The sequence below is a fragment of the Pedobacter sp. genome, from assembly GCF_041662865.1.
GTDB lineage: Bacteria > Bacteroidota > Bacteroidia > Sphingobacteriales > Sphingobacteriaceae > Pedobacter.
This window is the reverse complement of sequence record NZ_JBAZRL010000032.1, coordinates 28,667-38,572: the sequence shown is the minus strand read 5'-3', so window position 1 is coordinate 38,572 and position 9,906 is coordinate 28,667. Positions and strand designations below refer to the sequence as shown.

7 protein-coding genes and 1 rRNA gene are annotated in these 9,906 nt (G+C 35.3%); 7 read left to right on the top strand and 1 reads right to left on the bottom strand.

The window, feature by feature from the left end:
• Positions 1-1,092, bottom strand: a 16S ribosomal RNA gene (locus WC622_RS11420); the annotation flags it as partial.
• Between the two features lie 1,659 nt (positions 1,093-2,751).
• Here WC622_RS11420 and WC622_RS11415 point away from each other — a divergent pair.
• From WC622_RS11415 to WC622_RS11385, 7 genes are all read left to right on the top strand, one after another.
• The gene (locus WC622_RS11415; RefSeq protein WP_372819822.1) at positions 2,752-3,684 is read left to right on the top strand and encodes an outer membrane protein assembly factor BamD; all 933 of its coding nucleotides are present in this window, start codon (positions 2,752-2,754) and stop codon (positions 3,682-3,684) included.
• 4 nt (positions 3,685-3,688) lie between these two features.
• Positions 3,689-4,018: a DNA-directed RNA polymerase subunit omega gene (locus WC622_RS11410; protein WP_372819821.1), complete on the top strand. Its 330-nt coding sequence runs from the start codon at positions 3,689-3,691 to the stop codon at positions 4,016-4,018.
• A gap of 120 nt (positions 4,019-4,138) precedes the next feature.
• Positions 4,139-5,338, top strand: coding sequence for a bifunctional phosphopantothenoylcysteine decarboxylase/phosphopantothenate--cysteine ligase CoaBC (gene coaBC / locus WC622_RS11405; protein ID WP_372819820.1), 1,200 nt, complete (start codon positions 4,139-4,141; stop codon positions 5,336-5,338).
• The gene (locus tag WC622_RS11400) at positions 5,335-6,234 is read left to right on the top strand and encodes a DUF4835 family protein (protein ID WP_372819819.1); all 900 of its coding nucleotides are present in this window, start codon (positions 5,335-5,337) and stop codon (positions 6,232-6,234) included. Before coaBC ends, WC622_RS11400 begins: the two co-directional genes overlap by 4 nt.
• A gap of 110 nt (positions 6,235-6,344) precedes the next feature.
• A complete protein-coding gene (locus tag WC622_RS11395) occupies positions 6,345-6,722 on the top strand; it encodes a BlaI/MecI/CopY family transcriptional regulator (protein WP_372819818.1) in 378 nt (125 codons plus the stop codon).
• Positions 6,723-6,724: 2 nt separating this feature from the next.
• Positions 6,725-8,731 carry a M56 family metallopeptidase gene (locus tag WC622_RS11390; protein WP_372819817.1) on the top strand — a complete coding sequence of 669 codons (2,007 nt, stop codon included), beginning with the start codon at positions 6,725-6,727 and terminating at the stop codon, positions 8,729-8,731.
• A 119-nt stretch (positions 8,732-8,850) separates the two neighbouring features.
• On the top strand, positions 8,851-9,906 hold a 1,056-nt coding region (locus tag WC622_RS11385; protein WP_372819816.1), incomplete at its 3' end, for an AAA family ATPase.

Below are 9,906 nucleotides of genomic sequence, written 5' to 3'. Positions count from 1 at the left end.
GCTCGTTGCGGGACTTAACCCAACACCTCACGGCACGAGCTGACGACAGCCATGCAGCACCTAGTTTCGTGTCCTTGCGGACGCATCCATCTCTGGATACTTCACTAACTTTCAAGCCCGGGTAAGGTTCCTCGCGTATCATCGAATTAAACCACATGCTCCTCCGCTTGTGCGGGCCCCCGTCAATTCCTTTGAGTTTCACTCTTGCGAGCGTACTCCCCAGGTGGAATACTTAACGCTTTCGCTTAGCCGCTGACTGTGTATCGCCAACAGCGAGTATTCATCGTTTAGGGCGTGGACTACCAGGGTATCTAATCCTGTTTGATCCCCACGCTTTCGTGCCTCAGCGTCAATGACACCATAGTAAGCTGCCTTCGCAATCGGTGTTCTGTGACATATCTATGCATTTCACCGCTACTTGTCACATTCCGCCTACCTCTAGTGTATTCAAGCCCATCAGTATCAAGGGCACTGCGATAGTTGAGCTACCGTCTTTCACCCCTGACTTAACAGGCCGCCTACGCACCCTTTAAACCCAATAAATCCGGATAACGCTTGGATCCTCCGTATTACCGCGGCTGCTGGCACGGAGTTAGCCGATCCTTATTCCTTCGGTACATTCAGCTATCTACACGTAGATAGGTTTATTCCCGAATAAAAGCAGTTTACGACCCAGAGGGCTGTCTTCCTGCACGCGGCATGGCTGGTTCAGAGTTGCCTCCATTGACCAATATTCCTTACTGCTGCCTCCCGTAGGAGTCTGGTCCGTGTCTCAGTACCAGTGTGGGGGGTCATCCTCTCAGATCCCCTAGACATCGTGGTCTTGGTGGGCCGTTACCCCGCCAACTAACTAATGTCACGCATGCTCATCCCTATCCTATAAATATTTGATCATTGTACGATGCCGTACTGTGATTTTATGCGGTGTTAATCCGAATTTCTTCGGGCTATCCCCCAGATAGAGGTAGATTGCATACGCGTTACGCACCCGTGCGCCGGTCTCATGGTTGCAAGCAACCACTACCCCTCGACTTGCATGTATTAGGCCTGCCGCTAGCGTTCATCCTGAGCCAGGATCAAACTCTCCATTGTAAAATGTGTTGTCTGAACACTGACCATTCTTATTCTAGTGTTATTAAAAATTAAATAGTCTTGTATTCTATTATGTTGTCTGATAGAACAGACTTAAGAAACAGCTTGGTGTCATGTACTTTGAAATCGTACTGTTTGCCCCGCTGCGTTGTATAAATGATATCTCTTTAATGAACTTTCCGATCGTACCTCGCGGTGATCTGTATATGTTGCAATGTCCCGTTCTGCTTTGTATCGGTCTTTAATGTTCCGAAACGCTACTCGACGTTATCACTGTTTCAATCTTGTTTTTCTGTCCTGCCAACATCCGCTGGCGAACTCCCGTTTTGTTTGGGACTGCAAAGGTAGGAAACTTTTTTATCCGTGCAAACTTTTTTTAAAAAAAATCGAAACTTTTTTTTCGTTCCGCTGTTTGCCTTTTATATAGCCTCCGCATTTCAAATCCCTCTCCTCCATTATCCCTTTCTTCCTGTGCCGTTACCTCCGTAGCGGGTTGCAAAGGTAGGAAACTTTTCCGCTTCCCAAAACTTTTTTTTAAAGTTTTTTGGGGCTTGGCGTAAACCGCTTGTTATCAGCTGTTTTCTTTTCGTTCCACGCTTTCAGTACCCTCAGCGCCGTTTCCGGCACACATCCCCCTCCTCCGGAGCGGGACGCAAAGATAGCAAAACCTCCCCTTAAACACAAGCCCCTACGCGTTATTCCCCGCACAAAACACCTAAGTGTATGATAGACACCCAGAAAAAGTTTAAGCTGCGTAACTGTAGCAGGTTGATTGAGGGGAAACCCACATGGAATGTATTGGAATGCATGGCAACTTCGTTAACTAAGCCCACGGCGTAGTAACAACCCAGAAGCCTAACCAAGGGCGACAGCAAAGAACGGAACCAAAGAACTTATACATTGGCAGCGTTTGCTAATAAATATAAACTGTGATATATAGACTAATTTATCTTTATCTCGAATACAAGGACAGTACCACTACCTAGTTCTTCTTTTATTCAGACGCGAACAACCAGGGTCAAGCTTGGGTCATGCTAAGAGTAAGTCCGCATCTAGTCCGCATCTAGTCCGCGTTATTACGTAAAAACGCGGACTAGACGCGGATTTATTATAGTCTTAACCATACCTTAACTCGGAGCAAATCTTAAGGAAAAACAGCGTACTTTTTTTGTTTAACTTCAACCTGAGAAGTTCACGATAATTAATTTGCCTTTGATCTGTTAATCTTTGCTTTTTTCTTTAGTGAGCCTGCTTGAGTGGAAAAATCCATGAGATGAACAGAAGATTGTTAATAAACCCGATATAAACGGAAATACTTTTTGCAATGAAGTATAGTTATTGAAATCTATACGAGTAGATAAAAGATTGAAATCGTAGCGGGACTAGCCATAGTATATATATATACCAACTTGCTTTTCTAATATTGGCCAATACTTAATAATACCAATGAAGATAAATACGTGAGAGGTTATCCTTATATATATATATACTAATGAATGCAATTTGTTAAGCTATATATTAAATACCTTATAATTTAGTGTTTATTTAAGGCTTTATGTTAAAAATTGTTAAGTGTTTGATAGGTTGAAAGCCTTTAATTAGCTTAGCGGACTATTATTTTTAATTGACGTTATCGTATTATTACCTTATCTTTGCACAATGTTTAAAATTAAACACTTATTTATTTTAAGTTTTACTATCGTTTTATTAAGTTTAGCGGGTTGTAAAAGCCGTTTTGAAAAATTACGCTTAAGTAATGATGTTGCCAAAAAATACCAAGAAGGTATTAGATTATATAACAAGAAGGACTATTCTAAGGCTTTAATTTTATTTGAGGGCTTAGCACAAAAATATAGAGGGACTGCAGAGGCAGAAGATTTGAATTATTATTATGCTTTTACGCTTTATCGTTTAAAAGATTATACAACAGCTCGTTATAAATTTAAAGAGTTTGCAGATACTTATCCTGCCAGTAAAAATGCAGAAGAGTGTCGTTATATGGGGGCTTATTGTTATTATTTAGATTCCCCAAAATCATCTTTAGATCAAGAGAATACTTATAAAGCTATTGACGCATTGCAGTTGTTTATCAACTTATATCCAAAAAGTGATCGTGCAACGCAAGCTGCTCAATATATTGCTAATTTACGTGGTAAGTTAGAAAGCAAAGCTTTTGATAACGCTAAATTATATTATGATTTAGGTGGTTATGATATTACTAATTATAAATCGGCTGTAATAGCTTTAAAAAATGCTCAAATTGAATTCCCAGATATTAAATATGCTGAGGAAATGAATTTGTTAATTATTAAATCGCAATATATGTATGCGAAAAATAGTTATGCAGTTAGACAAGAAGATCGTTTTAATGAAGCAATTGGTTATTATAAAGAGTTTATTGAAGCTTATCCTAATAGTAAATATGCAAAAGAAGCTAAGCAGTTGAAGGACGATAGTGAAGCTGGAATTATAACTGCTAGAAGACTTATTGCTGAAGAAGCAGCTTTAGTAGCTAAATATAATGCCTTACAAAAGAAAGGCGAAAAACAAAAAGATAGTACAACTAATAAAGTAGAGATTAAAAACCCATAGAATAATGAATACACCAAAACCCGCTATACCAAATACTACGGTAACGAGAAATGTACATGATTTAGATCAAAATACTGATAACATTTATGAGTCTTTAGTGATAATTTCAAAAAGGGCTAATCAGATTTCTAATAACATGAAAGAAGAGTTGCACGGCAAATTGGCAGAATTTGCTTCATCTAATGATAACCTAGAAGAGATTTTTGAGAACAGAGAGCAAATTGAAATTAGCAAGCATTATGAGCGTATGCCTAAGCCAAGCTTAATTGCAATTGATGAATTTTTGAACGATAAAATTTATTATAGAAATCCTGCTAAAGAGCAACAAAAATAATTAGCTAATTGGCTAAATATACAAGCCGCAGGTATGCAGATTACATTTAATTTGCGCATCTGCGGCTTAAAGCTTTAATACGTTTTGGTAAGCCAACTTAATTTCTAATCTTTGGTTATCATGCTTAGCAAAAAAAATATTATCCTTGGTGTTTGTGGTAGCATAGCCGCTTATAAGTCTGCTCTATTAGTGAGAGCGCTTATAAAAAGTGGTGCGAACGTTAAGGTTATACTTACTGCCGATGCGAGTAATTTCATTACTCCTCTTACGTTGGCTACTCTTTCTAAAAATCCTGTTTATACTCAATATTTTGAAGCCGAAACTGGCGTTTGGAGTAATCATGTGGAATTGGGTCTTTGGGCCAATTATATGTTAATTGCTCCTGCTTCTGCCAACACCATTGGTAAAATGGCGAATGGCTTGTGTGATAATTTACTTACCGCAGTTTACCTTTCTGCTAAGTGCCCTGTATTTCTAGCTCCTGCAATGGACTTAGATATGTGGAAGCATGAAAGCACTCAAGAAAATATTGAAAAACTAAAAAGCTTTGGTAATACTGTTATTGCACCAAATAAAGGCGAGCTAGCTAGTGGTTTATATGGCGAAGGTCGGATGGCTGAGCCATATGAGATTGTTGAATTTTTAACAACGGAAATAAAGAAGACCTTACCCTTACTTGGCAAAAAAGTTCTAGTTACTGCTGGTCCAACTTATGAGGCGATAGATCCTGTTCGTTTTATCGGTAATCATTCTTCGGGTAAAATGGGTTTTGCTTTGGCTAATGAAATGGTTGCTTTAGGCGCTGACGTAACGTTAATTACTGGACCTACTGCCGAAAAAACAACTTCGCAATTACAACGGATTGATGTCATAAGTGCGGCAGATATGCTTTCTGCCTGTATGGAAAAATTTTCACAAAGTGATATTATTATTATGAGTGCAGCTGTTGCAGACTACACTCCTACTGAAGTTGCTTCGCAGAAAATCAAAAAGAAGGATAGCGAATTCTGCATCAATCTTAAAAAAACTACAGATATTTTAGCAAGCTTGGGCAATATTAAAAGAGATAATCAGTTTTTAGTTGGATTTGCATTAGAGACGGAACAGGAAGAAACGTATGCAAAAGAAAAATTGCAGAAAAAGAATCTAGATCTCATTGTATTAAACTCATTAAATGATAAGGGTGCTGGTTTCAAAACAGATACCAATAAAATCACCATATTTAATAGAGGATATAATAAAACTAGTTTTGAAATAAAATCTAAAATTGAGGTAGCAAAAGATATTTGTGCTGAAATACTTAAATTAATACATAAATGAAGAAAATTATAGGTTTTATCTTGTTACTACTAGTTTGTGGTTTTGTACATGCACAAGAATTAAATACTCGAGTACAAATCTTAGCACCAAACATTTCTAATATCAATAAGAAAAACCTAGAAGTACTGCAGAATACAATTAGAGATTTTTTGAATAATAATAAGTGGACTACTGAAACTTATTTACCCCAAGAGAGAATTGAATGTAATTTTGTACTCACCATAACTTCATGGGATGGTAGTTCTGCTTATACTGCTGAAGCTCAAATACAATCTAGCAGGCCAGTTTATGCTAGTTCTTATTACAGTACCCTACTAAATATTAACGATAAAGATTTTGATTTTAATTACAATGATGGGCAATCTTTAGATTTTTCTGATCAAAATTTCATCACCAATTTAAGTTCACTTTTAGGTTATTATGCCTATACCATTATTGGTTTAGATAAGGATAGCTTTAGCAAATTAGGAGGTACACCCTATTATAACAAAGCTCAAAACGTTTTAAATGTTGCACAAATTTCTGGCAACAAAGGTTGGAAAGCATTCGATGGCTTACGTAATCGTTATTGGTTAAATGAAAATCTGCTGAATGCTACGTTTAAAGAACTTCGCGTTTTTATTTATAACTATCACTTTAATGGGTTGGATAAACTGCAAGATAATGTATCTAATGGAGCAAAAAACATACTCGCATTATTGCCAGCTGTACAACAAATGGATAAGCAAAAGTTAGGATCTATTTTTCCTAATGTTTATTTCGCAACCAAGGCTGATGAGATTACCAATGTATTATCCACTATAGATTTACAAGAAAAAATCAAAGCTTATAATCTATTAAGCGATATCGACCCAGCTAATATCAGCAAATACGAAGCCTTAAAAAAGGCTCGTTAAGCGGCTTTTTGATCTCTTTGAAAAAAAAATTGTTAAATTTTCGTTAAAATATTTTGTTTATACGAATACATTCGTACATTTGAATACGAAAAAATTCGTAGTGTAACAAAATGAGCAATCCAAACATCAAACCAACAGAAGGCGAAATGGAAATTTTACAGGTACTTTGGCAAAAAGGAAACTGTACCGTTCGAGAAGTTCACGAAGATTTAAATAAAAAAGATGCTGGTTATACCACAACTTTAAAACTAATGCAAATTATGCATGAGAAAGGTTTAGTAGACAGAGATACTAGTGCTAAAACGCATATTTATCGTGCATTAATTAACCAAGAAAAAACTCAACAACAATTGGTTAATAAAATGATAGATAACGTTTTTAACGGTTCTGCTGCTCGTTTAGTAATGCAGGCCTTAGGAAATAAAACAGCAAGCCAGGAGGAGATAGATTTGATTAAAGAATATTTGGAAAAACTTGAAAACAAATAATCATGGAAGCAATGGTAAATAATTTTATTAAAGCTATTGGGTGGAGCATTCTTCATTCGCTATGGCAAGGCGCAATTATTTATGCTATTTTATTCATCGTTTTGATGGCTTGGCCTAAAATGAATGCAAGATTAAAACATAATCTTGCTTTTGGATCCTTGTTTCTAATTTTTGCGAGTTTTTGTTTTACTTTTTTCAAAGTGTTTGAGTTACCAACAACAAGTCCATCTATAGAAAGCATAGCATTTAACCAGACTCCTTACCAGAATTTATCGGAGCTAAGTAGAAATTTTAATTTTAAAACTGAAGCATATTTCCCTTTGGTGGTTACGATTTATTTGGTTGGGATTGCTTTTCAATTGCTCATCCTTTTATCAAGCTATGTAAAACTTAAAAAATTTAAGCAGGTAAACACCATATCAATTCCTGCAGAGTGGAGTACAATTTTCGAATTAACACTTGCCCAATTAAAGATTAATAAAACAGTTAAATTTTTCCTATCGTCTAAAGTTAACGTGCCTTTGGTGATTGGATTTTTTAAGCCTGTTGTATTATTTCCAGTTGCATTAGCTACACAATTGGATCTGAAACAAGTTGAAGCGATTTTAATACACGAATTATCACACATTCGTCGTAACGATTATCTAATCAACCTTGTTAAAACATGTATAGAGACGTTATTGTTTTTTAATCCATTTGTATGGCTTACCACCAAATTCATACATATAGAAAGAGAACATGCCTGCGATGACTTGGTGGTTAATTTTACAGGAACTCCGTTAACCTATGCACATGCGCTATTGAAGTTAGAATTATTAAAAGACAAACAAACGCCGTCGCTGTCACTTGCAGCAACGGGCAAAAATCAACATTTGTACCAACGAATTAAAAGAATTACAGATATGAAAACGAATTATATGAATGCTAAACAGCAATTCTTCATCCTGACTTTAACCATTGCCACTGTTGTTTCATTGGCATGGATGAATCCAACGAAAAAACCAGCAGAAAAAACCAAGAAGGCTATTTCTTTAACATTAATTAAAGCAGCCCCAAGTGAAACAAAAGATTTAAATAACCATTTAGTAGTTAGAGCGGATACCGATACAACCAAAAAGAAAAAGCAATTTAAAATGATTGTTAAAGGAAATGATGGTAAAGAAGTAATCTATACAACGATGGATGATATGCCAGATAGTTTGAAGAAAAAAATGGCTGAGCTTGATAAAAAATTCAATTCTCCAGAGTGGAAAACTAAAATGGATAAGATTAAGTTGAATGCTGAAGCAATGGAGAAAAAGTTCAACTCACCAGAGTGGAAAGATAAGATGGCTAAGCTTGAGTTTAATTCCAAAGAAATGGAGAAAAAGTTCAATTCTCCAGAGTGGAAAGACAAAATGGCTAAGATTAAATTAAATGCCGAAGCAATGGAGAAAAAATTCAACTCTCCAGAGTGGAAAGATAAGATGGCTAAGATTGAATTTAACTCTAAAGAAATGGAGAAAAAATTCAATTCACCAGAGTGGAAAGATAAAATGGCTAAGATTAAATTGAATGCCGAAGCAATGGAGAAAAAATTCAATTCACCAGAATGGAAAAGCAAAATGGCTGATATCCAAAAAAATGCAGAGGAAATGAATAAAAAATTTAACTCTAAGGAATGGAAAGATAAAATAGAAGAGATGAAAAAGCTTCAAGATTCACCAGAGTACCAAGAGTTGAGAAAAAAATATGAAAAGGATATAGAGGAATTAAAAAAAGCTAAAGGAATTAAAACTGACAAAGCTTTCTTATTATTTGACAGCAACTTAGATGTACAAAAAGCTTTTTTGCCTTTAACTGCTAAACTTTCAACTATTACTAATTTGAAGTTAAACACTTCTAATGCTTTTTTAGAAACTCCAAGCTTAAAACTAGAAAAATTAAATAACTTAAAGCTTGATGCTGCTCCATTGAAACTTGAATTAGATAAGGCTTTTGAATTAAAACTTAAAAATAAAGAGAATTAACAACACCAAACAAATGATACACTGAGGGTAAGAAATGATTTTCTTACCCTTTTTTATTTTATTAAACCCAAATCTATTCTTGAAAGCTAAAGGCTTTTATGTTAATTTAGCATCACGATATGCTACAAAAACTTTCTATACATAATTATGCTTTAATTGATAGTTTGGACATTGAATTTGATCAAGGTTTAAACATTATAACAGGCGAAACTGGCGCAGGAAAATCTATCATTTTAGGTGCGCTTTCACTGATTTTAGGTCAGCGGGCAGAGAGCAAATACTTTTTTAATCAAAATAAGAAATGTGTTATAGAAGGTATATTTTTATTGGTAGATGAAAAGCTAAAACCCATTTTTGAAGCGAATGATTTAGATTTTTTTAAAGAAAGCATCTTACGAAGAGAAATTTCTATGGATGGGAAATCAAGATCGTTTATTAATGATACCCCCGTTAATCTTACTATTTTAAAACAAATTGGCGAGCAGCTCATTGATATCCATTCTCAGCATGCTACACAAGAAATTAACGATTCGGATTTCCAGTTATTGATTGTAGATTCTTTGGCTAATCATGCATCGCTTTTAGCAAAGTATAGAGCTGGTTTTAAAAAGCTAAAACAAGATAATTTACAGTTGAAAAGCTTAATTAGCAATGCTGATGAAGCCCGCAGCAAACAAGATTACGAGCAATTTTTATATAATGAATTGGAGCAAGCTGGATTAAAAGAAGGTGAGCAAGAGGAATTGGAACAAGAATTAGAAAGATTAACTCATGCAGAAAGTATTAAAAGAAGTTTATTAGCCACTACTTCCCTACTTACTGAAAATGAAATTTCTGGAACAAGTATTTTAAAGGAAGCTGCTGCACAGCTGCAAAGTATAGAAAAATTTAATCCTGAAATTAATATTCTATATGAGCGTTTGCGTTCGAGTATAATTGAACTTAAAGACATTTCAGATGAAACAGCTAGTATTGAAGAAAAAACACTTCATAGTGCAGAGCGATTAACAATTATTCAACAACGATTAGATGTTTTATATACTTTACAACAAAAACATCGGGTAGCAAATAACACAGAATTATTAGCTATACAACAACAGTTGGAAGAGAATTTAAGTCAATTAATTCATTCAGATGAGCAAATTGAAGAATTGAAAAAAGACATCGCTTTGCTT

Bases quoted from the DNA above. Each gene is read 5' to 3' on its own strand.
- WC622_RS11390 (WP_372819817.1), top strand. From the start codon at position 6,725: ATGGAAGCAATGGTAAATAATTTTATTAAAGCTATTGGGTGGAGCATT.
- coaBC (WP_372819820.1), top strand. From the start codon at position 4,139: ATGCTTAGCAAAAAAAATATTATCCTTGGTGTTTGTGGTAGCATAGCC.
- WC622_RS11395 (WP_372819818.1), top strand. From the start codon at position 6,345: ATGAGCAATCCAAACATCAAACCAACAGAAGGCGAAATGGAAATTTTA.
- WC622_RS11400 (WP_372819819.1), top strand. From the start codon at position 5,335: ATGAAGAAAATTATAGGTTTTATCTTGTTACTACTAGTTTGTGGTTTT.
- WC622_RS11415 (WP_372819822.1), top strand. From the start codon at position 2,752: ATGTTTAAAATTAAACACTTATTTATTTTAAGTTTTACTATCGTTTTA.
- WC622_RS11410 (WP_372819821.1), top strand. From the start codon at position 3,689: ATGAATACACCAAAACCCGCTATACCAAATACTACGGTAACGAGAAAT.